Annotated in this window: 25 protein-coding genes; 17 read left to right on the top strand and 8 right to left on the bottom strand. The window is 64.3% G+C overall.

Annotated elements, in window-relative coordinates:
• Positions 1-11: 11 nt before the first annotated feature.
• The 4 genes from BVH06_RS03960 to purE form a co-directional block, all read right to left on the bottom strand.
• On the bottom strand, positions 12-545 hold the full coding sequence (locus BVH06_RS03960) for a DUF3299 domain-containing protein (RefSeq protein WP_075933277.1): 534 nt from the start codon (positions 543-545) through the stop codon (positions 12-14).
• Between the two features lie 61 nt (positions 546-606).
• On the bottom strand, positions 607-855 hold the full coding sequence (locus BVH06_RS03955; RefSeq protein ID WP_075928895.1) for a GlsB/YeaQ/YmgE family stress response membrane protein: 249 nt from the start codon (positions 853-855) through the stop codon (positions 607-609).
• 84 nt (positions 856-939) lie between these two features.
• Positions 940-2,025, bottom strand: a complete 1,086-nt coding sequence (locus BVH06_RS03950; RefSeq protein ID WP_075933276.1) for a 5-(carboxyamino)imidazole ribonucleotide synthase — start codon at positions 2,023-2,025, stop codon at positions 940-942.
• Complete coding sequence (gene purE / locus BVH06_RS03945; protein ID WP_075928897.1) at positions 2,025-2,516, bottom strand: 5-(carboxyamino)imidazole ribonucleotide mutase; 492 nt, start codon at positions 2,514-2,516, stop codon at positions 2,025-2,027. Before purE ends, BVH06_RS03950 begins: the two co-directional genes overlap by 1 nt.
• Positions 2,517-2,766: 250 nt before the next feature.
• On the opposite strand from purE, the gene adhP reads away from it, so the two are divergent.
• From adhP to BVH06_RS03900, 9 genes are all read left to right on the top strand, one after another.
• Positions 2,767-3,789 carry an alcohol dehydrogenase AdhP gene (gene adhP, locus BVH06_RS03940; protein ID WP_075933275.1) on the top strand — a complete coding sequence of 341 codons (1,023 nt, stop codon included), beginning with the start codon at positions 2,767-2,769 and terminating at the stop codon, positions 3,787-3,789.
• A gap of 90 nt (positions 3,790-3,879) precedes the next feature.
• A complete protein-coding gene (locus BVH06_RS03935; RefSeq protein WP_075928899.1) occupies positions 3,880-4,677 on the top strand; it encodes a hypothetical protein in 798 nt (265 codons plus the stop codon).
• 278 nt (positions 4,678-4,955) lie between these two features.
• A complete protein-coding gene (locus BVH06_RS03930; RefSeq protein ID WP_075933274.1) occupies positions 4,956-5,864 on the top strand; it encodes a glutamate/aspartate ABC transporter substrate-binding protein in 909 nt (302 codons plus the stop codon).
• Between the two features lie 173 nt (positions 5,865-6,037).
• Positions 6,038-6,784, top strand: a complete 747-nt coding sequence (locus BVH06_RS03925) for an amino acid ABC transporter permease (RefSeq protein ID WP_075928901.1) — start codon at positions 6,038-6,040, stop codon at positions 6,782-6,784.
• On the top strand, positions 6,781-7,449 hold the full coding sequence (locus tag BVH06_RS03920) for an amino acid ABC transporter permease (protein WP_177344592.1): 669 nt from the start codon (positions 6,781-6,783) through the stop codon (positions 7,447-7,449). Before BVH06_RS03925 ends, BVH06_RS03920 begins: the two co-directional genes overlap by 4 nt.
• Complete coding sequence (locus BVH06_RS03915; RefSeq protein WP_075928902.1) at positions 7,446-8,180, top strand: amino acid ABC transporter ATP-binding protein; 735 nt, start codon at positions 7,446-7,448, stop codon at positions 8,178-8,180. Before BVH06_RS03920 ends, BVH06_RS03915 begins: the two co-directional genes overlap by 4 nt.
• A gap of 69 nt (positions 8,181-8,249) precedes the next feature.
• Positions 8,250-9,923 (top strand): gamma-glutamyltransferase, encoded by a 1,674-nt coding sequence (ggt, locus tag BVH06_RS03910; RefSeq protein WP_075928903.1) that lies wholly within the window; start codon positions 8,250-8,252, stop codon positions 9,921-9,923.
• 98 nt (positions 9,924-10,021) lie between these two features.
• Positions 10,022-11,923: an ATP-binding protein gene (locus BVH06_RS03905; protein WP_075928904.1), complete on the top strand. Its 1,902-nt coding sequence runs from the start codon at positions 10,022-10,024 to the stop codon at positions 11,921-11,923.
• Complete coding sequence (locus tag BVH06_RS03900) at positions 11,916-13,238, top strand: sigma-54 dependent transcriptional regulator (protein WP_075933273.1); 1,323 nt, start codon at positions 11,916-11,918, stop codon at positions 13,236-13,238. The genes BVH06_RS03905 and BVH06_RS03900 overlap by 8 nt, the downstream gene beginning before the upstream one ends.
• 87 nt (positions 13,239-13,325) lie before the next feature.
• Here BVH06_RS03900 and BVH06_RS03895 read toward each other — a convergent pair whose 3' ends face one another.
• Positions 13,326-14,237 (bottom strand): LysR substrate-binding domain-containing protein, encoded by a 912-nt coding sequence (locus BVH06_RS03895; RefSeq protein ID WP_075933272.1) that lies wholly within the window; start codon positions 14,235-14,237, stop codon positions 13,326-13,328.
• 177 nt (positions 14,238-14,414) lie between these two features.
• Between BVH06_RS03895 and aspA the strand changes: the two genes are divergently transcribed.
• The 3 genes from aspA (at position 14,415) to BVH06_RS03880 (ending at position 17,697) form a co-directional block, all read left to right on the top strand.
• Entirely contained in the window at positions 14,415-15,872 is a 1,458-nt protein-coding gene (aspA, locus tag BVH06_RS03890; RefSeq protein WP_075933271.1) for an aspartate ammonia-lyase, read from the top strand.
• A gap of 124 nt (positions 15,873-15,996) precedes the next feature.
• Positions 15,997-16,764: an ABC transporter substrate-binding protein gene (locus tag BVH06_RS03885; protein ID WP_075928908.1), complete on the top strand. Its 768-nt coding sequence runs from the start codon at positions 15,997-15,999 to the stop codon at positions 16,762-16,764.
• Between the two features lie 168 nt (positions 16,765-16,932).
• A complete protein-coding gene (locus BVH06_RS03880; protein ID WP_075933270.1) occupies positions 16,933-17,697 on the top strand; it encodes an ABC transporter substrate-binding protein in 765 nt (254 codons plus the stop codon).
• 212 nt (positions 17,698-17,909) lie between these two features.
• Here the strand turns inward: BVH06_RS03880 and BVH06_RS03875 are convergent, their stop codons facing one another.
• Positions 17,910-18,722, bottom strand: coding sequence for a helix-turn-helix transcriptional regulator (locus tag BVH06_RS03875; protein WP_075928910.1), 813 nt, complete (start codon positions 18,720-18,722; stop codon positions 17,910-17,912).
• Positions 18,723-18,887: 165 nt separating this feature from the next.
• Here BVH06_RS03875 and BVH06_RS03870 point away from each other — a divergent pair, with 165 nt between their 5' ends.
• The 3 genes from BVH06_RS03870 (at position 18,888) to BVH06_RS03860 (ending at position 22,019) form a co-directional block, all read left to right on the top strand.
• Complete coding sequence (locus BVH06_RS03870) at positions 18,888-20,336, top strand: sodium:alanine symporter family protein (RefSeq protein ID WP_075933269.1); 1,449 nt, start codon at positions 18,888-18,890, stop codon at positions 20,334-20,336.
• A gap of 206 nt (positions 20,337-20,542) precedes the next feature.
• On the top strand, positions 20,543-21,532 hold the full coding sequence (locus tag BVH06_RS03865) for an asparaginase (protein WP_075933268.1): 990 nt from the start codon (positions 20,543-20,545) through the stop codon (positions 21,530-21,532).
• A gap of 88 nt (positions 21,533-21,620) precedes the next feature.
• Positions 21,621-22,019 carry a hypothetical protein gene (locus BVH06_RS03860; RefSeq protein ID WP_075928913.1) on the top strand — a complete coding sequence of 133 codons (399 nt, stop codon included), beginning with the start codon at positions 21,621-21,623 and terminating at the stop codon, positions 22,017-22,019.
• Between the two features lie 319 nt (positions 22,020-22,338).
• On the opposite strand, the gene glsB is transcribed toward BVH06_RS03860, so the two are convergent.
• Positions 22,339-23,247 carry a glutaminase B gene (glsB, locus tag BVH06_RS03855; RefSeq protein WP_075933267.1) on the bottom strand — a complete coding sequence of 303 codons (909 nt, stop codon included), beginning with the start codon at positions 23,245-23,247 and terminating at the stop codon, positions 22,339-22,341.
• A gap of 83 nt (positions 23,248-23,330) precedes the next feature.
• Positions 23,331-24,227, bottom strand: coding sequence for a homocysteine S-methyltransferase family protein (locus BVH06_RS03850; RefSeq protein ID WP_075933266.1), 897 nt, complete (start codon positions 24,225-24,227; stop codon positions 23,331-23,333).
• Between the two features lie 111 nt (positions 24,228-24,338).
• Here BVH06_RS03850 and BVH06_RS03845 point away from each other — a divergent pair, with 111 nt between their 5' ends.
• Both BVH06_RS03845 and BVH06_RS03840 read left to right on the top strand, forming a co-directional pair.
• Positions 24,339-25,160, top strand: coding sequence for an ABC transporter substrate-binding protein (locus BVH06_RS03845; RefSeq protein ID WP_075933265.1), 822 nt, complete (start codon positions 24,339-24,341; stop codon positions 25,158-25,160).
• Positions 25,157-25,993, top strand: a complete 837-nt coding sequence (locus tag BVH06_RS03840) for an amino acid ABC transporter permease (RefSeq protein WP_075933264.1) — start codon at positions 25,157-25,159, stop codon at positions 25,991-25,993. Before BVH06_RS03845 ends, BVH06_RS03840 begins: the two co-directional genes overlap by 4 nt.
• The last annotated feature ends 2 nt before the right edge of the window (positions 25,994-25,995 follow it).

Genomic DNA, 25,995 nt, shown 5'->3' with positions numbered 1-25,995 from the left:
CCGTTTTCACATTACAGATCCCCTTCCTCGACCATTCTCGCGCTGCTGGCATCCAGCGCGTAGGCGGCATCGGCCAGATCGTTGCTGACGGACTCGACTTTCAGCGTGCCATTGACCCACAGCGGCTCGTAGATATCGTCGAGGGCGATGCCCTTGGGGTAGCGCACCAGCACCAGTTGGTTCGGCGGCGGTGGTGGCACGTGGATGCAGGCGCCGGGGTATGGCACCAGGAAGAACAGCGTGCTTCTCCCGGCGTTGTCGGTTTCCAGCGGCACCGGGTAGCCACCGAGGCGGATCTTCTTGCCGTTCATGCCTGGTACGGTCTTGGCCGAGTACATGACGGCGGGCAGGCCCTTCTCCTGTTGCTTCAAGCCACCCTTGCTGTCGAACGTGCCGGCACCTTCCGGGCCGTTATGGACGATTTCCGGCATCTGCTCGAGCGCGCGCTGATCCTCCTCAGGCATCAGGTCGAGCCAGTCGGTTTCGGGGAGTTCGGCGCGGGCGAAGCCGCTCAGCAACAGCAGGACCAACAACAGGTAACGCATCGACGGGACTCACATGATGACAACGGGAGATAGCCGGGCGTCGATGCGTCAGGCTACCGGTTCAACGCTTCTTGGTGATCATGCCGAAGATCACCAGCAGGATGATCGCACCGACGACCGCGCCGATGAAACCCGCCGCTTCGCCCGCTTCGTAAATGCCCAGCGCCTGGCCACCGTAGGTCGCGGCGATGGAGCCACCGATGCCCAGCAGAATGGTCATGATCCACCCCATGCTGTCATCGCCCGGCTTGAGGAAGCGAGCCAACAGGCCAACGATCAGGCCGATGAAAATAGTGCCGATAATACCCATGACGCCCTCCAGAAATGAAAAAGGCGCCGCACGAATGCGGCGCCTTTCATCAGACGGAAGCGGTGCCGGAGAGGTTCAACCTCCTCAGCCGGCGTCGATCAGCGCCTGCACCTGGGCGATGCGGCTGTCGAGGGTCGCCCGATCCGCGCAACGCAGGGTGGCGTGGCCGACCTTGCGCCCGGCCTTGAAGGCCTTGCCGTAGTGGTGCAGGTGGCAATCGTCGATGGCCGCCACTTTATCCACAGCCGGTACGCTGCCGATGAAGTTGAGCATGGCGCTCTCGCCGACCTTGGCGGTCGAGCCCAGTGGCAGGCCGGCGACGGCGCGCAAGTGGTTCTCGAACTGGCTGCACTCGGCGCCTTCGATGGTCCAGTGCCCGGAGTTGTGCACGCGCGGGGCGATCTCGTTGGCCTTCAGGCCGCCGTCGACCTCGAAGAACTCGAAGGCCAGCACGCCGACATAGTCGAGTTGCTTCAGCACACGGCCGACGTAATCTTCGGCCAGCGCCTGCAGCGGGTGCGCGGTGCTGGCGATCGACAGGCTGAGAATGCCGCTGTCGTGGGTGTTGTGCACCAGCGGGTAGAAGCGCGTTTCGCCATCACGGCCGCGCACGGCGACCAGCGACACTTCACCGGTGAACGGCACGAAGCCTTCGAGGATGCACGGCACGCTGCCCAGCTCGGCAAAGGAACCGGCCACGTCTTCGGGCTTGCGCAGGACCTTCTGGCCCTTGCCGTCGTAGCCCAGGGTGCGGGTCTTCATCACCGCCGGCAGGCCGATGCTGGCAACGGCCGCATCGAGATCGGCCTGGGACCGGACGTCGGCGAACTCGGGCGTGGGGATGCCCAGGTCCTTGAACATCGACTTCTCGAACCAGCGATCACGGGCGATGCGCAGCGACTCGGCGCTCGGGTACACCGGTACGAACTGGGAGAGGAAAGCCACGGTTTCCGCCGGCACGCTCTCGAACTCGAAGGTCACCAGATCGACCTCGTCGGCCAGCTGGCGCAGGTGATCCTGATCGCCGTAATCGGCACGGATGTGCTCGCCCAGGGCTTGCGCACAGGCGTCCGGCGCGGGGTCGAGAAACGCGAAATTCATCCCCAGCGGAGTGCCCGCCAGGGCCAACATGCGGCCGAGCTGGCCGCCGCCGATTACGCCGATCTTCATCACTGTGCCCTCGGGTCCGGGTTGTCCAGCACGGTGTTGGTCTGCTCGTCGCGGAACTGCTTGAGCGCCGCGTGGAACTGCGGGTGCTGATGACCGAGGATGCTCGCCGCCAGCAGCGCGGCGTTGATGGCGCCGGCCTTGCCGATGGCCAGGGTGGCCACCGGAATACCGGCCGGCATCTGCACGATGGACAGCAGCGAGTCGACGCCCGAGAGCATGGACGACTGCACCGGCACACCGAGCACCGGCAGGTGAGTCTTGGCGGCACACATGCCCGGCAGGTGGGCAGCGCCACCGGCACCGGCAATGATCACCTGGATGCCACGGCCCTCGGCTTCTTCGGCGTACTGGAACAACAGGTCCGGGGTGCGGTGGGCGGAAACCACCTTCACCTCGTTGGGGATGCCCAGCTTGTCGAGCATCTCGACGGTATGGCTCAGGGTGCTCCAGTCGGATTTGGAACCCATGATCACGCCAACCAGTGCACTCATCGTCGTGCCTCTCTACGTCTCGGGCGCAGGGCGCCATGTCGATTGATCGGGCGCTTGGCGCCGCGGCAGAAACAACAAACCACGCGGGAGGCGTGGTTTGCGCAAATCGGCAATTATACTGCAGTCGCGCATAAATCGATAACCGACCGCCTGTCGGCCGGTGGCGCCATGGGCACCGGAATTTGTCCTGGAGCAATATCCGCCCTGCCGGGCCCTCCATACTGGGGTTCCTATCGAGGAGGATCGTGCCATGCAGCAGACCATGAAAGCCGCCGTCGTCCATGCCTTCGGCGAGCCCCTGCGGCTCGAGGAGGTGAAAGTGCCCCTGCCCGGCCCCGGGCAGATACTGGTGAAGATCGAGGCGGCGGGCGTTTGCCACACCGACCTGCACGCCGCCGACGGGGACTGGCCGGTAAAGCCCAGCCTGCCGTTCATTCCAGGCCATGAAGGCGTCGGCTACGTTGCCGCGGTCGGTGCCGGCGTGACCCGGGTGCGCGAAGGCGACCGGGTCGGCGTGCCCTGGCTGTACACCGCTTGCGGCTGCTGCGAACACTGCCTGACCGGCTGGGAAACCCTCTGCGCCGATCAGCAGAACACCGGTTACTCGGTCAACGGCAGCTACGCCGAATACGTGCTGGCCGACCCCAACTATGTAGGCATCCTGCCCAAGACCGTCGAGTTCGCCGAGATCGCGCCGATCCTCTGCGCCGGCGTTACCGTCTATAAAGGCCTGAAGGTGACGGGTGCCCGGCCCGGCCAGTGGGTGGCGATTTCCGGCATCGGCGGCCTCGGTCACGTGGCGGTGCAGTACGCCCGGGCCATGGGCCTGCACGTGGCCGCCATCGACGTGGACGACGCCAAGCTGGCGCTGGCCAAAAAGCTCGGCGCCAGCCTGACCATCAACGCTCGCCAGGAAAACCCGGCCGAGGTCATTCAGCGCGACATCGGTGGCGCCCACGGCGTGCTGGTCACCGCCGTATCCAACAGCGCCTTCGGCCAGGCCATCGGCATGGCCCGCCGGGGCGGCACCGTCGCTCTGGTAGGACTGCCGCCGGGCGACTTCCCGACGCCGATCTTCGACGTGGTGCTCAAGGCCATCAGCATCACCGGCTCGATCGTCGGCACCCGAGCGGATCTGCAGGAAGCGCTGGATTTCGCCGGCGAAGGGCTGGTCAAAGCAACCATCCACCGTGACCGGCTGGACAACGTCAATGACGTACTCCAACAGATGCGTGCCGGGAAGATAGAGGGCCGGGTGGTGATGCAATTCTGAGCGTGACGTCTGACAGCGCGGAACGGGCTCACAGAACCCGCTGTCAGACGCCGTTAGACTCAGCTTCATTACCCACCAAAGGACCATGCCATGACACGGCTGTCGCTGCTTATCGCCTCAACCTTCCTGACTTTCAACGCCAGCGCCCTGGAGCTGGCGAAATACCCCAAGGCCTTCGTCGCCGACAAGGGCATCAACGTCGTGCTCGCCCCCAGCAGCGACGAAAAACAGGCTCTGGTGCAGATCAGCGGTATCAACCATGCGCTGGATGAAGTGGTGTTGCTGACCGACGTCAAACCACGCAGCCAGGACGAAAGCGACTACGCCACCACCCTCGACGGCAGCGCCTACGTGCTGATCGGCCAGCGCCAGGAGTGGGGCGGGGAGTCCTACCAGCTGTACCTGCCGGGCAACCGTGAGCCGCTGTACCTGAGCTTCGACGAGAAGGCCAGCAAGGCGGTCAAACCGACCGAGCTGCTGGCGCTGTACGAGAAGCAGAAAAAAGATGGCGTGCAGGACAAGCTGGCCGAGTTCGACCGCGAGAAGCGCCAGCAGTATCACGTCGAACGCCTGCAGCAGATGGACCAGGAGGCGTCGGCCAGTTGCGGCACCACCCTGAAGACCGAAGTGAACTGGCAGGCCATGGACGAGCAGCTGCTCAAGGAGCTGAGCGTGTCCGGCTACTGCGGCGAGGTGGTCAATCAGATGAACAACCTGTGCAGCAGCTCGCCGGAATTCAAGGAACAGGCCGCCAAGCTGAACACCGTCGAATGCAGCTTCGGCAAGGAAATGAAGATTCGCGAACAGGGCAATCGCATTCAGTTCACCACCGAGCGCGACGCTGCCAACCAGGGCGAATTCATCAACGCCTTCCTGCGTAACCGCTAATACGGCCTGCCGGGCGGCCTTCAGCGCCGCCCATCCTCATTCGGAAACCCGAACACCAAGCGATCAAAAAACCGAACATCCGACCGCAACGTCTGCTCTCAGCACCCCTACCAAATAAAAAAGGCCTTTGTATTCATACAGTTGCGATATGAGAGCGTTAGCGCCGCAGCCTGGCACACATCCTGCTCCTTACAAGGCAGGAAAGCGATAGCCCTTCCACATGGAGGCACGTACCCCAGCGTACGTCTTCAATAACAACAACACCGAGGAACCGACCCATGCGTATCGTCCCCCGCGTACTGGCTGTAGCCGTCGCCGCCACCCTGATGTCCAGCCCAGTCTTCGCCGCCGAACTGACCGGCACCCTGAAGAAGATCAAGGATTCGGGCACCATCACCCTGGGCCACCGCGACTCGTCCATCCCCTTCTCCTATTACGGCGACACCTCCAAGCAGCCGGTTGGCTACTCCCATGACCTGCAACTGAAGGTCGTCGAAGAGCTGAAGAAAGAGCTGGAGATGCCTGACCTGAAGGTCCGCTACAACCTGGTGACCTCCCAGACCCGCATCCCGCTGGTGCAGAACGGCACCGTGGACCTGGAGTGCGGCTCCACCACCAATAACGTCGAGCGTCAGCGTCAGGTCGACTTCTCCGTCGGCATCTTCGAAGTGGGCACCCGCCTGCTGACCAAGAAGAGCAGCGGCGTGAACGATTTCGAAGACCTCAAGGGCAAGAACGTGGTAACCACCGCCGGCACTACGTCCGAGCGCCTGCTCAAGTCCATGAACGCCGAGAAGAAGATGGGCATGAACGTGATTTCCGCCAAGGATCACGGCGAGTCCTTCCTGATGCTCGAGTCCAACCGCGCCGTGGCCTTCATGATGGATGACGCCCTGCTGGCCGGCGAAATGGCCAAGGCCAAGAAGCCGGACGACTGGCACGTGGTCGGCACCCCGCAGTCCTTCGAAATCTACGGCTGCATGGTTCGCAAGGGCGACGAAGGCTTCAAGAAGGTGGTCGACAAGGCCATCAGCGATACCTTCGCTTCGGGCGAAATCAACGACATCTACAACAAGTGGTTCCAGCAGCCGGTTCCGCCAAAAGGCCTGAACCTCAACTTCCCCATGAGCGAACAGCTGAAGAAGCTGATCGCCGAGCCGACCGACAAGTCTGTAGAGCAGATCTGACGGTGTGATGCCACGCCCCTTTCACGAGAAGGGGCGTAGGGGGACCCGGAGAGGCCAGCGGCCTCTCCATCCATTTCCTGACGAAGCCGAAAACCGTTCGCTCACGCGGATGCGGGTGACTGCTGCCCGCCGCCGAGCTTCGCTGCGTCAACCCACCTGAGGGGAAACCCGTAATGAACTACAACTGGGACTGGGGCATCTTCTTCAAGTCCACCGGCATTGGCGATGAAATCTACCTGGAGTGGTTCATCACCGGCCTGGGCTGGACCATCGCCATCGCCCTGGTCGGCTGGCTGATCGCCCTGTCGCTCGGCTCGCTGCTCGGTGTGATGCGCACCGTGCCGAACCGCCTGATCTCCGGGATCGCCACCGCCTATGTGGAGATCTTCCGTAACGTACCGCTGCTGGTGCAGCTGTTCCTCTGGTACTTCCTGGTCCCGGATCTGCTGCCCGAACCACTGGAGCTGTGGTTCAAGCAGGACCTCAACCCGGCGACCTCGGCCTACCTGTCGGTCGTGGTCTGTCTCGGCCTGTTCACCGCCGCCCGCGTCTGCGAGCAGGTGCGCACCGGTATCGAAGCACTGCCCAAGGGCCAGACCGCCGCGGCCTACGCCATGGGCTTCCGTCTGCCACAGATCTACCGCAACGTGCTGCTGCCCCAGGCCTACCGGATCATCATTCCGCCGCTCACCAGCGAGTTCCTGAACATCTTCAAGAACTCCTCGGTGGCCTCGCTGATCGGCCTGATGGAGCTGCTCGCGCAGACCAAGCAGACCGCCGAATTCAGCGCCAACCTGTTCGAAGCCTTTACCCTGGCGACGCTGATCTACTTCACCCTGAACATGAGCCTGATGATGATCATGCGTATGGTCGAGCGTAAGGTCGCCGTGCCGGGCCTGATCTCCGTGGGAGGCAAATGATGGACTTCAGTCAGATCATTCCCGCTCTGCCAGGCCTCTGGGAAGGCATGGCCATGACCCTGCAACTGATGGTCATGGGCGTCATCGGTGGCGTGATTCTCGGCACCCTGCTGGCGCTGATGCGCCTGTCAAGCAACGTGCTGCTGTCCAAACTGGCCGCCACTTACGTCAACTACTTCCGCTCGATCCCGCTGCTGCTGGTCATCACCTGGTTCTACTTCGCGGTGCCGTTCATCCTGCGCTGGATCACCGGTGAAGACACGCCGGTGGGCGCGTTCGCGTCCTGCCTGGTGGCGTTCATCATGTTCGAGGCGGCGTACTTCTGCGAAATCGTGCGCGCCGGCATCCAGTCCATTCCCAAGGGCCAGATGGGCGCTGCCCAGGCACTGGGCATGAGCTACGGCCAGACCATGCGGCTGATCATCCTGCCCCAGGCGTTTCGCAAGATGACCCCGCTGCTGCTGCAGCAGAGCATCATCCTGTTCCAGGACACCTCGCTGGTCTACACCGTCGGCCTGATGGACTTCCTCAATGCCGCCCGCTCCCGTGGCGACATTCTGGGGCAGCCCCATGAATTCCTGATCTTCGCCGGCCTGGTCTACTTCACCATCAGCTTCGCTGCCTCGCAGCTGGTCAAGCTCCTGCAAAAAAGGTTAGCCGTATGATTTCCATCAAGAACGTCAACAAGTGGTATGGGGACTTCCAGGTGCTGACCGACTGCACCACGGACGTCAAGAAAGGCGAAGTGGTCGTGGTCTGCGGACCGTCCGGCTCGGGCAAGTCGACCCTGATCAAATGCGTCAATGCGCTGGAGCCCTTCCAGAAGGGCGACATCGTGGTCGACGGTACCTCCATCGCCGACAAGAAGACCAACCTGCCGAAACTGCGCTCGCGCGTCGGCATGGTGTTCCAGCACTTCGAGCTGTTCCCGCACCTGACCATCACCGAGAACCTGACCATCGCGCAGATCAAGGTGCTGGGCCGCAGCAAGGAAGAAGCTACCCAGAAGGGCCTGGCCCTGCTTGACCGCGTCGGCCTCAAGGAGCACGCCCACAAGCACCCGGGCCAACTCTCCGGCGGCCAGCAGCAGCGGGTGGCGATCGCCCGCGCCCTGGCGATGGATCCGGTGGTGATGCTGTTCGACGAACCGACCTCGGCGCTCGACCCGGAAATGGTCAACGAGGTGCTCGACGTGATGGTGCAGCTGGCCCACGAAGGCATGACCATGATGTGCGTGACCCACGAGATGGGGTTCGCCCGCAAGGTCGCCGACCGGGTGATCTTCATGGATGCCGGCAAGATCGTCGAAGACTGCCCCAAGGAAGAGTTCTTCGGCGACATCAGTGCACGCTCCGAGCGGGCCCAGCAGTTCCTCGCCAAGATCCTCCAGCACTGACGCACCCGGCCCGCCATCGCTGTGATGGCGGGCCAACCTCGACAAGTACAATTAAATCGAGACCCCATCATGCGCCTTCTGCACGCCAAGACCCTCACCCTCAGCGTTGCTTTCGCCGTCAGCAGCAATGCCGTATTGGCCGCCAGCCTGGACGGCGGCGCGGTAGCCGCACCCGACCAGTACGCAGCCAAGGTGGCCGCCCAGGTGCTCAAGGACGGTGGCAATGCGGTAGACGCCGCCGTCGCCACCGCCTTCACCCTGGCCATCACCTACCCCGAAGCCGGCAATATCGGCGGTGGTGGTTTCATGACCCTGTTCATGGATGGCAAGCCGTACTTCCTCGACTATCGGGAAACCGCGCCCAGGGCGGCGACCAAGACCATGTACCTCGACGACAAGGGCGAGGTGATCGAGAACCTCAGCCTCGTCGGCGCCAAGGCCGCTGGCGTACCCGGCACGGTGATGGGCCTGTGGGAGGCGCACAAGCGCTTTGGCAAACTGCCCTGGAGCGAGCTGATTACCCCAGCCATCGGCTACGCGCAGAATGGTTTCACCATCGCCGACAAGCAGTTCCAGTACCGCGAAGACGCCCTGGGCCTGTTCAACGAACACACCAATTTCAGTGACTACTTCGGCAACATGCAGCCCGGCAAGCCGTTCAAACAGCCGGAGATGGCCAAGACCCTGGAGCGCATCGCTGCCAACGGCCCCGACGAGTTCTACAAGGGCAAGACCGCCGACCTGCTGGTCGCCCAGATGCAACGTGACGATGGGCTGATCACCAAGCAGGACCTGGCCGACTACCGGGCCAAATGGCGCGAGCCGATTCGCGTCGACTGGCAAGGCAACACCCTCTACACCGCGCCTCTGCCCAGCTCCGGCGGCATCGCCCTGGCCCAGCTGATCGGCATCAAGGAGCAGCGCGCCGCTGACTTCAAAGGCGTCGAGCTGAACTCCGCGCGCTACATCCATCTCCTGGCCGAGATCGAAAAACGGGTGTTCGCCGACCGCGCCGACTACTTGGGCGACCCGGACTTCTCCGACGTGCCGGTCGACAAGCTGATCGATGCGCAGTACCTCGAACGCCGCGCGAGCGAAGTCAACCCGACCGCCATTTCGCCGACCGAGCAAGTGCGCCCCGGCCTGGAGCCGCACCAGACCACGCACTTCTCCATCGTCGACGCCGATGGCAACGCGGTCAGCAACACCTATACCCTGAACTGGGACTTCGGCAGTGGCGTGGTGGTCGAAGGCGCCGGCTTCCTGCTCAACGACGAGATGGACGACTTCAGCGCCAAGCCCGGCGTGGCCAACGCCTTTGGCGTGGTAGGCAGCGATGCCAACGCCATCGAGCCGGGCAAGCGCATGCTGTCTTCGATGAGCCCGAGCATCGTCACCCGCGACGGCAAGGTCAGCCTGGTGCTGGGCACGCCCGGCGGCTCGCGGATCTTCACGTCGATCTTCCAGGTGCTCAACAACGTCTACGATTTCAAGCTGCCTCTGGAAAAGGCCGTCGCCGCCCAGCGCGTTCACCACCAGTTGCTACCCAAGGACACGATTTACTACGACGCCTACGCGCCGCTCACCGGCAAAGTCGCCGACGAGCTCAAGGCCATGGGTTACGTGCTCGAGGATCAGGGCTGGAACATGGGGGACATCCAGGCCATCCGCGTCGACGGGCGCCGCCTGGAAACCGCCTCCGATCCGCGCGGGCGCGGCGTCGGTCTAGTGGTTGAACACTGAGCCGATGTCATGACTCGCCCCCCACGGCACCGCTGCACCTGCGGCGGTGACCCGCCTTCCCCGTCTCCAGGCGGGCTGGCCCGGTCACGGTGACTGTGATGCAATGCGCGTCCATCAGTCCCTCTGGGGTGCCGCCCGTCTTGGCCGCCAAACCGCGCTACGTTCGCCACCTGTCGCTGACCCTGCTGATGCTGGTACTGGTAGCTGCCTGCGGCTACGCCGGCTACTACCTCAGCGAGAAGTCCGGTATCCGAAGCCTGGTCGAAAGCGGCGAGCGCCAGCTCGAGCTCAATGCCCGGGCGGTGGAAAGCGAGATCAACAAATACACCTACCTGCCCAGCCTGCTGGAGCTCGAATCCAACGTCAGTCGCCTGCTGCTGACTCCCGACGCCTACCGTCGCCAGCGCGTCAACGATTACCTCGAAGGCCTCAACCGACGCAGTGGCAGCATGGCCATCTACGTGATGGACACCGACGGCCGGGTGCTGGCTACCAGCAATTGGCGCCAGGCGGACAGCTACCTGGGCGAGGACCTGTCCTTTCGCGCCTATTTCCATGACGCCCTGCAGGGCGAGCAAGGTCGTTTCTACGGCATCGGCAGTACCACCGGTGAGCCCGGCTATTACCTGTCCCACGGGCTCAAGGCCAACGGTCGGATCATCGGCGTAGCGGTGGTCAAGGTGCGCCTCGACCCGCTGGAGCAGCGCTGGCAACGGGCGCGCCTGGAAGCCTACGTCAGCGACGAGAACGGCATCATCATCCTCTCCAGCGATCCGATGCGCCGGCTCAAGGCGGTGCGCCCACTCAACGCCGAGACCAAGGAGCGCCTGGCGCGCAGCCTGCAGTACCACTGGTCGTCGCTCGACGAGCTGATCCCACAGGCGCGCAAGCCGCTGGCCGACGGCGTCGAACAGGTCAGCTTCGCGGGCCACAATGGGCAGAATGCCAGTGAGGTGACCCAATACCTCGCCCAGAGCCGCCCCCTGGAAGACACGCCGTGGCACCTCACCCTGCTCAGCCCGCTACAGGACTTGCGCCGTGAGGCCGTCAGCCACGGCATGCTGGCCGCCGCCGCCTTCGCCCTGCTGGCCTTCCTGCTGATCGCCTGGAACGAGCGCCGCAAGGTGATCGCCACCCGCCTGGCCGCCCGCGAAGCCCTGCAGTTGGCCAACAGCGAGCTGGAGCGCAAGATCACCGAGCGCACCGCCGACCTGCGCGCCAGCAACGACCGCCTCAAGGCGCAGATCCGCGAGCGCCGCCAGGCCGAGCAAACCCTGCGCCTGGCCCAGGACGAACTGGTGCAGGCCGGCAAGCTGGCGGTCATTGGGCAGATGTCCACCAGCATCGCCCACGAGCTCAACCAGCCGCTGGCGGCGCTGCGCACGCTGTCCGGCAACACCGTGCGCTTCCTGTCCCGCGGCGCCTATGACGTGGCCACCACCAACCTGCAGACCATCAACGAGCTGGTCGACCGCATGGGTAAGATAACCGGCAGCCTGCGCGCCTTCGCCCGCCGCTCCAACGATGGCGGCGAAGCCAGCCTGGCCAAGGCCGTGGACGCTGCGTTGCAAGTCGTGCAGCCACGCCTGGAACGTACGCCGCTGAACATTCACCACCAGTTCACCGACGCCCGGCTGGCAATCAACCAGACCCGCCTGGAGCAGATCCTGGTCAACCTGATCGCCAACGCCGCCGATGCGATGAGCGCCCAGGCCGATCGCCAACTGTGGCTGCAGGGCGGTACCGAGGGCGAGCGCTATCGCCTGCGCGTGGTCGACAACGGCCCCGGCATCGCCCCCGAAGACCGCACCCACCTGTTCGAACCCTTCTTCACCACCAAGCCCGGCGAGCAGGGCCTCGGGCTCGGCCTTACGCTGTCCGCCAGCCTCGCCGCAGCCGCCGGCGGCAGCCTCAGCGCCGACCATCCGCCCCAGGGCGGAACCGCCTTCGAACTCAACCTGCCGCAGGTTGCCGCTGTCATGGAGACACCCGATGAATGATGACCTCACCGTGCTGATCGTCGAGGACGATCCCCACGTGTTGCTCGGCTGCCAACAGGCCCTGGCCCTCGAAGACATCCCCTGCGAGGGCGTGGGCAGCGCCGAAGAAGCCCTGCAGCGCATCGGCGCGGACTTCGCCGGCATCGTCATCAGCGACATCCGCCTGCCCGGCATGGACGGCCTGCAACTGCTCGGCGAACTCAAACGCCGCGATCCCAGTCTGCCGGTGGTGCTGATCACCGGCCACGGCGACATCGGCATGGCGGTCGGCGCCATGCGCGATGGCGCCTATGACTTCATGGAAAAACCCTTTTCGCCAGAGCACTTGGTCGACGTCGCCCGTCGCGCCCTGGAGCAGCGCAGCCTGGCCCGCGAGGTATCGTCGCTGCGCCGCCAACTGGCCGGCAAGCAGGCCCTGGAACACCGCCTGATCGGCCGTTCGCCGGCCATGCAGCAGTTGCGCGAACTGATCGCCAATGTCGCCGACACCTCGGCCAACGTGCTGATAGAAGGCGAAACCGGTACCGGCAAGGAGCTGGTCGCGCGCTGCCTGCACGATTTCAGCCGCCGGCAGAGCAAGGCCTTCGTGGCGCTCAACTGCGGCGGCCTGCCGGAGAACCTGTTCGAGAGCGAAATCTTCGGTCACGAAGCCCACGCCTTCACCGGCGCCGGCAAGCGGCGCATCGGCAAGATCGAGCACGCCAACGGCGGCAGTCTGTTTCTCGACGAAGTCGAAAGCATGCCGCTCAACCTGCAGATCAAGCTGTTGCGCGTACTGCAGGAGCACAGCCTGGAGCGTCTGGGCTCCAATCAGCCGGTCGCCGTGGATTGCCGGGTGATCGCCGCCACCAAGACCGACCTCGACGAGGCCGGCAAGAGCGGACAGTTTCGCAGCGACCTGTACTACCGGCTCAACGTGGTGACCCTCGAACTGCCGCCGCTGCGCGAGCGCCGCGAGGATATCGCCCTGCTGTTCGAACACTTCCTGCAGCTCTCGGCCCTGCGCTTCGACCGCGCTGCGCCGGAGCTGGATCGGCACACCCTGGCGGCCCTGATGGCCCACGACTGGCCCGGCAACGTGCGCGAGCTGCGCAACGTCGCCGAGCGCTTCGCCCTCGGCCTGCCGGCCTTCAAGAAGAGCGGCGCCAACGAAGGCAATGCCGCCACCTTCGCCGAGGCCGTGGAAGCCTTCGAACGCAACCTGCTGGTCGACGCCCTCGAACAGCACGCCGGCAACCTCAGCCAGGCCGCCCAGGCCCTCGGCATGGCCAAGACCACGCTGTTCGATAAGGTGAAGAAGTACGGGCTGGGATAAGACGTAAGCCGAGCGGTGGCGCGGCTGTTCGAATCACGATTGTGTATCCAGGGACTGTGGGAACAAGAGATGGTTGATCCCGCCGCTCTAGCTTTCGTCACGCCCTACGCCCCCTTCCAGCTTGCGCCACAACAGGCGTACCGCCGCCTTGCGCGACATGCTCCAGCGGTACAGGCGAATCTCCAGCGGGATGTGCCAATGCTCCTTGCCGCACACCACCAGCTCGCCACGCGCCAGCTCGGCGTTCATCGACAGGCGTGGCACCCAGGCCACGCCCAGACCCTGCTGGGCCATGGCCTTGAGGCTGTCGGCCATGGCCGTTTCGTGCACGGTGGTCGAGCGCAGGGCGCGCTGACGCAATAGCAGGTTCACCGACCGGCCCAGGTAGGTGCCGGCGCTGTAGGCCAGCAGCGGCACGCTCTGCCCGGCGTCCAGATCGAACAGTGGCGCGCCCTGCTCGTCCACGGCGCACACCGGTAGCATCTCACTGACGCCCAGAGGCAGCGATGGGAACAGATCGGGGGCCAGTTGCACGGCGGCGTCCTGATCGTGGTAGGCGAGAATCAGGTCGCAGGTACCTTCACGCAGCGAGTGCACCGCCTCGCCGACGTTGGTCGCCACCAGTCGGGTGGTCAGCGGCAGGCCGTCACGGCGCAGGCGGGCGATCCATTCCGGGAAGAAACCGAACACCAGGGAATGGGCAGCGGCGATCTGCAGCGCCTCGCCCTGCTGCCCTTCCAGGTGATGCAGGTGACGCACCACTTCGCCGAGCTGCTCGACCATGCTGCGCGCCGTGAGCAGGAACAACTGGCCCGACTCGGTCAGCTCGATCGGCGTGCGGGAGCGGTTGACCAGAGTCAGGCCAAGCGCTGCCTCCAGGCTCTGGATGCGCCGGCTGAAGGCCGGCTGGGTCACGAAGCGCTTTTGCGCCGCGGCGGAAAAGCTGCGAGTGGCGGCCAGGGTGACGAAGTCTTCCAGCCATTTGGTTTCCAGATTCATGGGCGTCCTCGACTCGCGCAGCGCGATGCACACGTTTGGTGCAAAGAATTGGTCACGACCGCATTATGCCGATTATGCATACCCCAGCAAACAACAGCATTGGCCGCTCACTGCCGGAAAGCCTTATTCTTTGGCCCATCGCGGTATCTTCCGCCTTACCAAGAGAATCGAGACATCATGTCCGCTGCTGCATCGTTCCGCGTCGAAAAAGACCTGCTCGGTACCCTCGAAGTTCCGGCAGAAGCCTACTATGGCATCCAGACCCTGCGTGCGCTGAACAACTTCCGCCTGTCCGGCGTGCCCCTGGCCCACTACCCGAAACTGGTCGTAGCCCTGGCCATGGTCAAGCAGGCCGCCGCCGACGCCAACCGTGAGCTGGGCCACCTGCCGGCCGAGAAGCACGCGGCGATCAGCGAAGCCTGCGCACGCATCATCCGCGGCGATTTCCACGAGCAGTTCGTGGTGGACATGATTCAGGGCGGTGCCGGCACCTCGACCAACATGAACGCCAACGAGGTGATCGCCAACATCGCCCTGGAAGCCATGGGCCATGCCAAGGGTGAATACAAGCACCTGCACCCGAACAACGACGTCAACATGGCGCAGTCGACCAACGACGCCTACCCGACCGCCATCCGCCTGGGCCTGCTGCTTGGCCACGACACCCTGCTGGCCAGCCTCGATAGCCTGATCCAGTCGTTCGCTGCCAAGGGTGAGGAATTCGCCCATGTACTGAAGATGGGCCGCACCCAGCTGCAAGACGCCGTGCCGATGACCCTCGGCCAGGAATTCCGCGCCTTCGCCACCACCCTGGGTGAAGACCTGGCGCGCCTGCGCAGCCTGGCGCCAGAGCTGCTGACCGAAGTGAACCTGGGCGGCACCGCCATCGGTACCGGCATCAACGCCGACCCGGGCTACCAGCACCTGGCGGTGCAGCGCCTGGCGCTGATCAGCGGCCAGCCGCTGGTGCCGGCTGCCGACCTGATCGAAGCCACTTCGGACATGGGCGCCTTCGTACTGTTCTCCGGCATGCTCAAGCGCACCGCGGTCAAGCTGTCGAAGATCTGCAACGACCTGCGCCTGCTGTCCAGCGGCCCGCGCACCGGCATCAACGAGATCAACCTGCCGGCGCGCCAGCCGGGCAGCTCGATCATGCCGGGCAAGGTCAACCCGGTGATCCCGGAAGCTGTTAACCAGGTGGCCTTCGAAATCATCGGCAACGACCTGGCGTTGACCATGGCAGCCGAGGGCGGCCAGCTGCAGTTGAACGTGATGGAGCCGCTGATCGCCTACAAGATCTTCGACTCGATCCGCCTGCTGCAGCGCGCCATGGACATGCTGCGCGAGCACTGCATCAACGGCATCACCGCCAATGAAGCCCATTGCCGCGCACTGATGGAAAACTCCATCGGCCTGATCACCGCGCTGAACCCGTACATCGGCTACGAGAACTCCACCCGTATCGCCAAGGAAGCCCTGGTCAGCGGCCGCGGCGTGCTGGAGCTGGTACGTGAAGAGAAGCTGCTGGACGACAGCACCCTGGCCGAGATCCTGCGCCCGGAAAACATGATCGCTCCGCACCAGCTCAAGCCCCTGACCCCACCGGTCAAAGACGCCGTCGAGCAGCAGCGCTAAGCGTTGCCAGACCCGAAGCCCCGTACCGTTCAGCGGTACGGGGCTTCGCTTTGTTCAGGACCGATTGCCGTTTGCCCGCGCGCAGGCTAAAAGAGCGGCAGTCCTAATAAAGAGAAGTCGCCCCATGACCGTCAAAACCGCGTGGCTGCTGTGCCTGCTGTCCCTTTCAGGTGCTGTCGCACTCCCCGCCCAGGCCGAATTGCCGGCCGGCTACCAGGTCGTGTTACAAACGGAAAACTTTCCGCCGTTCAACATGGCGGACAACGACAAGAACTTCGCCCGCGACGCCAATATCCAGGGCGTCAGCACCACCATCGTGCGCGAGATGTTCAAACGCGCCGGCATCGACTACACCCTGACCCTGCGCTTCCCGTGGAGCCGGGTCTACGACGCCACCCTGGCCAACGCCAACCACGGCCTGTTCTCCACCTCGATGAACGAGGCGCGTCGCCCACTGTTCAAGTGGGTCGGCCCAATCGCCAAGGTCGAGCGCGTGCTGCTCGCCGCCCCCGGCTCCAACATCCCCAACCTGACCAGCCTCGAGCAGGCGCGCCAGTACCGCATCGGCAGCTACAAGGACAGCGCCGCGGCCCAGGCCCTGGAGAAGGCCGGGCTGGAGCCGAACAACGCACTGCGTGACCAGGAAAACATCGCCAAGCTCACCGGTGGCAAGATCGACCTGTGGGGCACCACCGATCCGGTCTGGCGCTTCCAGGCACGCCAGGCGGGCGTCACCGGCCTGCGCAACGTGCTGACCTTCGACCGCGCCGACCTCTACCTGGCGCTCAACCTCGATACGCCGGACGAAGTCGTCTCGCGCCTGCAACAGGCGCTGGACCAGATGAAGACCGAGGGCTACGGCACCTGCAACAAGCACCCGGAGCTGTGCTGATCGCCGCACCTCGACGGCTCGCCTGACGTTCTCCGTTACGACGGCGAACGCCGCTGTCGGTCGAAAGCCCCAGACCGGTTCACAGTCTGGGGCTCTGCTGGCAACGACTCGTTGCCGTTTACGCGGCGGCACGCTAAAAGGGCTGCGGCCTAACAAGGAGTCGTTCCAATGAGAGTCAATGCCGCATGGTTTGCCGGCCTGCTTGCCGTTTCCAGCCTCTTCGCCCTGCCCACCCAGGCGGCGCTGCCACCGGACTACAAGGTGGTTCTGCAGACCGAAAACTTCCCGCCGTTCAACATGGCCGAGCAGAACAAGAACTTCGCGCGTGACGCCAATATCCAGGGCGTCAGCACCACCATCGTGCGCGAGATGTTCAAGCGTGCCGGCATCGACTACACCATGACCCTGCGCTTCCCATGGAGCCGCGTGTACGACGACACCCTGGCCCACGCCAACTATGGGCTGTTTTCCACCTCCATGAGCGAGGCGCGCCGGCCGCTGTTCAAATGGGTCGGCCCGATCGCCAAGGTCGAAGGCGTGCTGGTGGCAGCCGACGCGAAGATCACCAACCTGGCGAACCTCGACCAGGCGCGCCAGTACCGCATCGGCAGCTACAAGGACGGTGCGGTCAGTCAGGCCCTGGAGCGCGCCGGCCTGCAGCCAACCAACGCGCTGCGCGACCAGGAGAACATCGCCAAGCTCACCAGCGGCAAGATCGACCTGTGGGCCACCACCGATCCGGTATGGCGCTACCATGCCAACCAGGCCGGCGTGAGCGGGCTGCGCACGGTGCTGATCATCGATCGCTCGGACATGTACCTGGCGCTCAACCTGGAAACGCCAGACGAAGTGGTCACCCGCCTGCAACAGGCGCTGGACCAGATGAAGAGCGAAGGCTACGGCACCTGCAGCAAGCATCCGGAGTTGTGCTGATGGCCACAACAAAGCCACTCATTTACAGATAAAAGGCGGAAGCAGCCACTCAAACCAAGCTGTGGGAGCCCCGACCTCGGGGCGAAACGATTGCAGCCTGACTGCCTATCGGCGGTGCCTGAGCGAATCGCCGCGAGGTCGCGGCTCCCACAGTGGATCGGATAACGGCCGCTCCCGCCTCGAAGCGATCCTTCGGCACTTCGCCATCCCCTTCACTCCACCTCGAACAACCCATCACGCACCGGCGCGTGGGCCAGGCGTTGGCGGATATCTTCGTCGATGCGCGGATCGTCCGGCTGGTAGAGCATCACCTGGCGGTAGGTGCTGATGCGGTTGATCTCGGTACCCAGGAATTCCCACACCACGCGGGTGCAGGCCGGCGTGCGGCGGTCACCGCTGGACACGCCGGTCTTCAGGCCATTGAGGCGGGTGATGCGGCTCTTGAAGCTGGGGATGAGGATGGTCTGGCTCATCTCGTTGACGGTCAGCGACTCGTAGTCGATGAGGAAAAGTCGGTCCTGCAGCTGGAAGGCGGCACCCAGGTAGCGGCAGCGCGCCGAGTCGTCGGCCAGCCCGCCGGTAGACGTCACCTGGCGCTCCTGGCGCTCGAACAGGAAGTTGCCGCCCTCCTCGCGCACGTGTACCAGCGACAGCAGGATGGTGCCCGGCACCGACATGCAGTTGGCGTATTCGAAGTAGTAACCGCAGTAACGTGACAGGTCACCGGAGCTTTCACGCAACGGCTGTAACAACGCGTGTAACGGATCTCGCTCGGCCGGTGCGCCGATCTGCGTGCCACGGGCGCCGATCAGCCGCGCGAACTGCTCGCCGGGCAAGCCCAGTTCGTAACCCTCGACGCCGAAGAAATCCCCAATGCGCTTGAGGTTATAGGCCGTCGGCTGGCTCTCTCCGGCAAGATACTTGTTGAACTGGGCACGGTTGATGCCGACCTTGCGGCACACCTCCGCAATGGATCGGTAGTGGCTGCAGAGCAGCCGAAGATTCTCACCGAGGTGACTGGACATGATGGGCTCAGATGATGCGAGTGACGTGATTATAGCATCAGGTCGCGTCACTTAGGATCGACCCGCGAAATTGTCCCCCGGGCCACCTTGCTCAAACATTAGCCACCGCATCTCGCGTCAGCGTTCGCCTGCGAACAATCACAATAAGAATCGAGGATTCTCATCATGCTCGAAGTACTGAACGACTTCCTTTCCGGGAAAGTGTTGATCGTGCTTATCGTCGGCCTGGGTAGCTACTTCACCCTGCGTTCGCGTTTCGTCCAGTTCCGTCATTTCATCCACATGTTCAGCGTATTCAAGGAATCGCTGCGCAGCAGTGGCGGCCAGCTCAGCTCGTTCCAGGCCCTGATGCTCAGCCTCGCCGGCCGTGTCGGCGCGGGTAACATCGCCGGTGTCGGCATCGCCGTGACCCTTGGCGGCCCGGGCGCCGTGTTCTGGATGTGGGTGACCGCGCTGGTCGGCATGTCCAGCAGCTTCTTCGAATGTACCCTGGCTCAGGTCTACAAGCGCAGCGACGGCGATGGCCTGTACCGCGGCGGCCCGGCCTACTACATCCAGCACGGCCTGAAACTGCGCTGGATGGCGATGACCTTCGCCGTACTGCTGCTGGTCACCTACGGTTTCGCCTTCAACGGCCTGCAGTCGTACACCGTGACCCACTCGCTGCAGAACGCCTTCGACATCCCGGTTCAGTACAGCGGCATCGCCCTGGCCGTACTGCTGGGCCTGGTGTTCATCGGCGGCATCAAGCGCATCGCCTCGGTCTCGGACCTGCTGGTTCCGATCAAGACCCTGATCTACATCGCCGTGACCATCTACGTCATCGCCATCCAGATCGAGCACGTACCGGCCATGCTGGCCACCATCGTCAAGAGCGCCTTCGGCCTCGAGCCAGCCTTCGCCGGCCTGCTGGGCAGCGCCATCGTCATGGGCGTGAAGCGCGGCGTATTCGCCAACGAAGCCGGTCTGGGCAGTGCCCCGAACGTGGCTGCCGTGGCCTCGGTGAAGCACCCGGCGGCACAGGGCGTGGTTCAGGCGTTCAGCGTGTTCCTCGACACCTTCGTGATCTGCACCTGTACCGCGCTGCTGATCCTGCTGTCGGGCTTCTACACCCCGGGCTTCGAAGGTGACGGCATCGTCCTGACCCAGAACTCCCTGGCTGCGGTAGTTGGTGATTGGGGCCGCACGTTCATCAGCGTCGCGCTGAGCCTGTTCGTGTTCACCTGCATCCTCTACAACTACTACCTCGGCGAGAACGCACTGCAGTTCCTGGTCGGTCGCAGCAAGGTCGCCCTGCTTGGCTACCGTGGCCTGGTGCTGGCGCTGATCTGCTGGGGTTCGATGCAGAACCTGGGTACCGTGTTCGCCTTCGCCGACATCACCATGACCTGCCTGGCGTTCGTCAACCTGACCGCCCTGGCCATGCTGATCAAAGTGGGCCTGCGCGTCATGAAGGACTACGACGAGCAGCGCAAGGCAGGCATCGACCAGCCGGTGTTCGACGGTTCCAAGTTCGCTGACCTCGACCTGGATCGCGCCTCCTGGCCAGCCGCCAAGCCAGCCGCTGACGCTCAACCGCAGAGCGCACCGGAACTGCTCTCGACTCAGCGCTGAGTCGCACTGCCTGATCGGATGGCGCGCCGTGCGCCATCCGATCCTGCCGCTCTCTGGCGGCTTTCCCTTTCCTGCCGATGCCCTTGCTCGATGACGAGCGAGCCGGGATCGGCTTGGCCTGGAGATTGCCTCCCAGGTCTTTCACGAGTGGCGATCGGATGTATCCTGCCGCTTTGCATACCCATTCTTACAATAAGGAAAAAGGCATGCCTGCCGTACAAAAACTCCTCGTGCTGTATACCGGCGGCACCATTGGCATGCAGGCCAGCGCCAGCGGCCTGGCCCCCGCCTCCGGCTTCGAGGCACGCCTGCGCGCGCAGCAAACCGAGCAGCGCGAGCAGGTACCGACGTGGGTATTTCGCGAGCTGCTGCCGCTGATCGACAGCGCCAACATGACCCAGGCCAACTGGCTGGCGATGGTCGCGGCGATCCGCCAGGGCGTCGAGCAGGACGGCTGCGACGGCGTGCTGGTGCTGCACGGCACCGACACCCTGGCTTACAGCGCTGCGGCCCTGAGCTTCCTGCTGCTGGGCCTGCCGGTGCCGGTAGTACTGACCGGCTCGATGCTGCCGGCCGGGGCGGAGAACAGCGATGCCTGGCCCAATCTGTTCGGCGCCATGCAGGCGTTGCACGAAGGCGTGGCACCGGGTGTGCATCTGTACTTCAACGGTGCACTGATGCATGGCGCCCGGGTCAGCAAGCTGAGCAGCGACGCCTTCGATGCATTCCAGGTGGTGCCGCGCCTGCGCCAGGGCGAACGCCTGGTCGAGTTGCCGGCGCAAATCGACTTCCGCCAGAGCCGCCAGGCGGTCAACCTGCTCGCCCTACCGCTGGTGCCGGGCCTGCGCGCCAGCCACCTGCGCGCCTTGCTGGACAGCGGCGTGCAGGGCTTGCTGCTGGAGTGCTACGGCAGCGGCACCGGGCCGTCGGACAACGCTGAGCTGCTCGACGTACTGCGCGAGGCCCATGGGCGCGGCGTGGTGCTGGCGGCAATCAGCCAATGCGCGCGCGGCCATGTGGAGTTCGGCGTGTACGCCGCTGGCAGCCAGTTGGCTTCGGTGGGCCTGATCTCGGCGGGCGGCATGACCCGCGAAGCGGCGCTGGGCAAACTGTTCGCCCTGCTCGGTGCCGGTCTGGCGCAGGATGAAGTGGAGCGACTGTTCAGCCTCGACCTGTGTGGCGAACGTGTGGAGTAACGCATGGATTAGGGCGTGACCAATCGGTATAGTCGCGCCCCGCTGACGGTAAGCCAGCTTCTTTTCACCTCATCCACAAGGACGTCCCATGCCTTTGCTTCGCTCCAGCGTATTCCTTCTGCTCGCCCTGGCCATCACCGGCTGCTCGACCAAAGCCTTTTTCAAATTGCCGGAAAACAGCACCGTTGCCATCAACGAGCGTGCCGAGCAACATCCCCAGGGCCTGGTCAAGATTCGTCCGTTCTTCTGGAACCGTGCCGGCGGCGTGCCCTATCGTTTGACCAGCACCACCACCGGCCAGCCAATCTCCGAAGGCAAGCTGAGCACGCGTTTTCGCGTCGTATCGATCTTCTGGCCGCCGTACAGCATCATCTACTGGCCGATGGGCTTCCGTCACCCGTGCTATGACCTGACCGCCCCGGTGGCCGGCACCTGTACCGACCAGGACCTGATGATGCTGCGCAAAGCCTACCGCGACGCCCAGTAAACCGCGCGGCTGCCGCCCAGGCAGCCCACTGCTCTCTTGCAAACGATCTAGCGAGCTAGAGCACTGCAAGGCCCAGGCGGCCCCACAAAAACAGGCGAGAAACGCAGCGCAGCGTGGTAACAGCCGACGGCTGGCCCGTAGGGTGAGCGCAGCGAATCAAGCGGCCGGGGTCGCGGGCGACTGTACTTTTTGTACATGAGCCTTACTCGCTTCGCTCCCCTCCGGGCCGCGCTGAAGCACGTTAGCCGCCAGCGGCTTTCCGAGCGGGCTGGCGATCCAGCCTGTTTTTTACGCCGCAGGGCCGACGCGCAGCAGATCGTTAGAAGACCGACCAGCCAATCCGCTCGCTGAGCACTTCCAAAGCCGCCATGCCCGCCAGGGAATTGCCCGCCTTGTTGAGCCCCGGCGACCACACGCAGATGGTGTACTGCCCCGGCACGATGGCGACGATCCCGCCGCCCACACCGCTCTTGCCCGGCAGGCCAACGCGGTAGGCGAAGTTGCCGGCTTCGTCGTACAGCCCGCTGGTGGCCATGATCGAATTGACCTGCTGAGTCTGCCGGGCGCTGAGAATCTGCTCGCCGCTGTGTTTGCAGAACCCATCGCGAGCCAGGAAGCAGAACGCCTTGACCAGATCCACACAGCTCATGCTCAGCGCGCAGTAGCTGAAGTAATTGCGCAGCACCGTCTCTACGTCGTTGTGGAAATTGCCGAAGGACTGCATCAGGTAGGCCATGGCCGCGTTGCGCGCGCGGTGCTGGTATTCGGACTCGGCGATATGCCGGTCGATCACCACATGGGCGTTGCCCGACAGGCGCCGCACGAAATCGCGCATCGACAGGGCCGGCGCCGCGAAGCGCGACTGATTGATGTCGCTGATCACCAGGGCGCCGGCATTGATGAAGGGGTTGCGCGGCCGGCCGTTTTCCAGCTCCAGCTGCAGCAGGGAGTTGAACGGCTGGCCCGACGGCTCGTGGCCCAGACGTTCCCAGATGCTCTCGCCGGAATGCTGGATGGCCTGCACCAGGCTGAACACCTTGGAGATGCTCTGGATCGAGAACGGCGTATGCGCATCGCCAGCCGTGAATAGCTCGCCATCGTTACCGTAGACGGCGATGCCCAGCTGATCCACCGCCACATCGGCCAGAGCGGGAATATAGGTGGCGACCTTGCCCTTAGCGATCAGTGGGCGAACCTGGTCGAGGATTTCATTCAACAACGCTTGCATGGACACGCTCGCAATCCGACCCGGCGGCTGCCGGGGTCAATCAGCTATAGACGCCAAGACTGACCCACAAAGCACAGCGACGTTCAGAGGCGCTGCGCCAACACCGCGATGTGCTCCGGGCCGATGCCGCAGCAGCCGCCCAGGTGGCTCGCGCCCCGGGCGCGCCAGTCGGCGACCCAGCGCAAGTAGCCCGGCGGGTCGAGGTCTTCACGCAGCGGGTCGAGGCCGTCGTTGGCGGTGGCTTCTTCGGGTTGCGGCGGGAAGGCATTGGCATAGGCGCCGATCGCGACGCTCGCACCGAGGCTGGTGAAGACTTCGCGCGCCGCGTCGATGGCGTCACCGATCACTTCCGGCTGGCTGCAGTTGAACAGCAGCACCTCGACGCCCAGTTCGGCCGCCGCACGGGCTGCCTCGGCCACCGGCTCGCCGGAACGCAGGCGCGGCACTTCATCCACGTCTTCATCGCGCAGGGTGAACGACAGCCAGAACGGCTTGCCGTCTTTGGGCAAGTGGGCGTGAATGGCGCGCGCTTCGGCGATGGCGCTCTGGGTTTCCGCCAGCCACAGGTCGACGTGAGGGGCGAGGCCGTCGAGCAGCGGCGTCAGCACCTCGGTGACGCGTTCGGGCTGGAACAGGTCCGGGCGATACGAGCCGAACAGCGGCGGCAGCGAGCCGGCGACGCGTACGCCGTTGCCGGCCTTGTCCGCCGCGCTGCGGGCCAGTTGGCCGGCACGTTCGGCCAGGGCCCGGCCTTCGGCGGCGAAGCGCTGTTCACCGATATGAAAGGGCACCACGGCGTAGCTGTTGCTGGTGATCACCTGGCTGCCGCTGGCGATATAGGCGGCGTGCACGTCCTCCACCTGCTCCGGCGCCTCGGTCAAGGCCAGGGCCGACCACTCCGGCTGGCGAAACGGCGCGCCGCGGCGCTGCAGCTCCCGGCCCATGCCGCCATCCAGTAGAATCAGAGATCGCTCGCTCATATAAGCTCCAGTCATATCGATATGCATTCAATTCATTTGGATGCACCTAGTTATAACTATTTAATACGCCGAAATTGCCGCTCACAACCTTTTTCGCGCCCAAGGATTTCCGTGAAAACCACCCTGCTCGCCGCCCTCGGCCTGACCCTCGCCTCCGTCTGCAATCTGGCCCTGGCCGGCCCCACCCTCGACCGTATCGAGAAGAACGGCGAGCTGGTCAACGTGCTGATGGAAAACTATCCTCCGTTCTCTTTTCTCAACGATCAGAACCAGCTCGATGGCTTCGACGTCGATGTCGCCAAGGCCGTGGCCGACAAGCTGGGCGTCAAGCTGCGCCTGGAAACGCCGTCCTGGGACGTGATCGCCGCGGGTCGCTGGAACGGCCGCTACGACATCTGCATCTGCTCGATGACGCCCAGCCAGGCACGCGCCCAGGTGTTCGACTTCCCGGTGACCTATTACGCATCGCCGGCGGTGATCGTGGTCAACGCCAACGACGAGCGCATCCACTCGGCCAAGGATCTCTCGGGCCTGAAGGTCGGCGTCACCAGTGCCTCCTCCTACGAGGGCTACCTGAACAAGGACCTGATCATCGAAGGCGCCGAAGACAAGCCGCTGACCTACCCCTTCGACGCCGTGCAGGTCGCGCCCTACGACAACGACACCGTGGCGTTCCATGACCTGGCCCTGGGCGCCGGCGTACGCCTGGACGCCATCCTCACCAACCTGGTGACCGCTCAGCCGCGCATTGATCAGGACAAGCGCTTCAAGCTGGCGGGCGACGCGCTGTACGCCGAACCCAATGCCGTGGCCATCGAGAAGGACGACGCCGAGTGGCGCGCCAAGGTCGAGAGCGTCTTCGCAGAGCTGCGCCAGGACGGTACCCTGGCGGCCATCTCCAAAAAGTGGATCGGTTCCGATATCAGCCAATGACGCCTCCACCTGAAACCCTTCGCCCGCCGCCCCAGGCGGGCGAGTCGTTGCTGCAGCGCCTGTTCGGTTTTCGCACCCGCCTGTATGTCACCTGGGCGATCATGTTCGCCCTGTGCGTGGCGTTCTTCCTGAGCTTCGACCTGAAGTTCTCGATCATCCTCGACAAGCTGCCCAACCTGCTGGGTACCAGTCTGGCGCCCAACGGCTTTCTGCAGGGCGCGGCGCTGACCCTGTTCCTGTGCTTCTGCTCGATCTGGGCGTCCCTGGCGCTGGGCTTCGTCACCGCTCTGGCGCGCCTGTCGAAAAGCGCCGTGGCGTTCGGCATCGCCACCTTCTACGCCTCGTTCTTTCGCGGTACGCCACTGCTGATCCAGATCCTGCTGATCTACCTGGGGCTGCCGCAGCTGGGCCTGGTGCCGGGCGCAGTCACCGCCGGGATCATCGCCCTTTCGCTGAACTACGGTGCTTATCTGAGCGAAATCTTCCGCGCCGGCCTGCTCGGCGTGCCGCCCGGCCAGCGCGAAGCCTCCCTGGCCCTGGGCCTCAAGCCGTTGGTGATCTTCTGGCGGGTGACCCTGCCCCAGGCGATGCGCACCATCATTCCGCCGACCACCAGCCAGTTCATCTCGATGCTCAAGGACTCGTCGCTGATCTCGGTGATGGGCGTCTGGGAAGTGATGTTCCTGGCCCAGTCCTACGGCCGCTCGTCGTACCGCTACATCGAGATGCTGACCACCGCGGCGGTGATCTACTGGCTGCTGTCGATCGGCCTGGAGCTGATCCAGGCGCGCCTGGAGCGGCACTACGGCAAGGCCTACCTGAACGGGCGATGAGC

The organism is Pseudomonas sp. PA27(2017) (assembly GCF_001945445.1).
In the GTDB taxonomy this organism is placed as follows: domain Bacteria; phylum Pseudomonadota; class Gammaproteobacteria; order Pseudomonadales; family Pseudomonadaceae; genus Aquipseudomonas.
The sequence above is the reverse complement of the archived record's forward strand: the minus strand, read 5'-3'. Positions and strand labels throughout refer to the sequence as shown.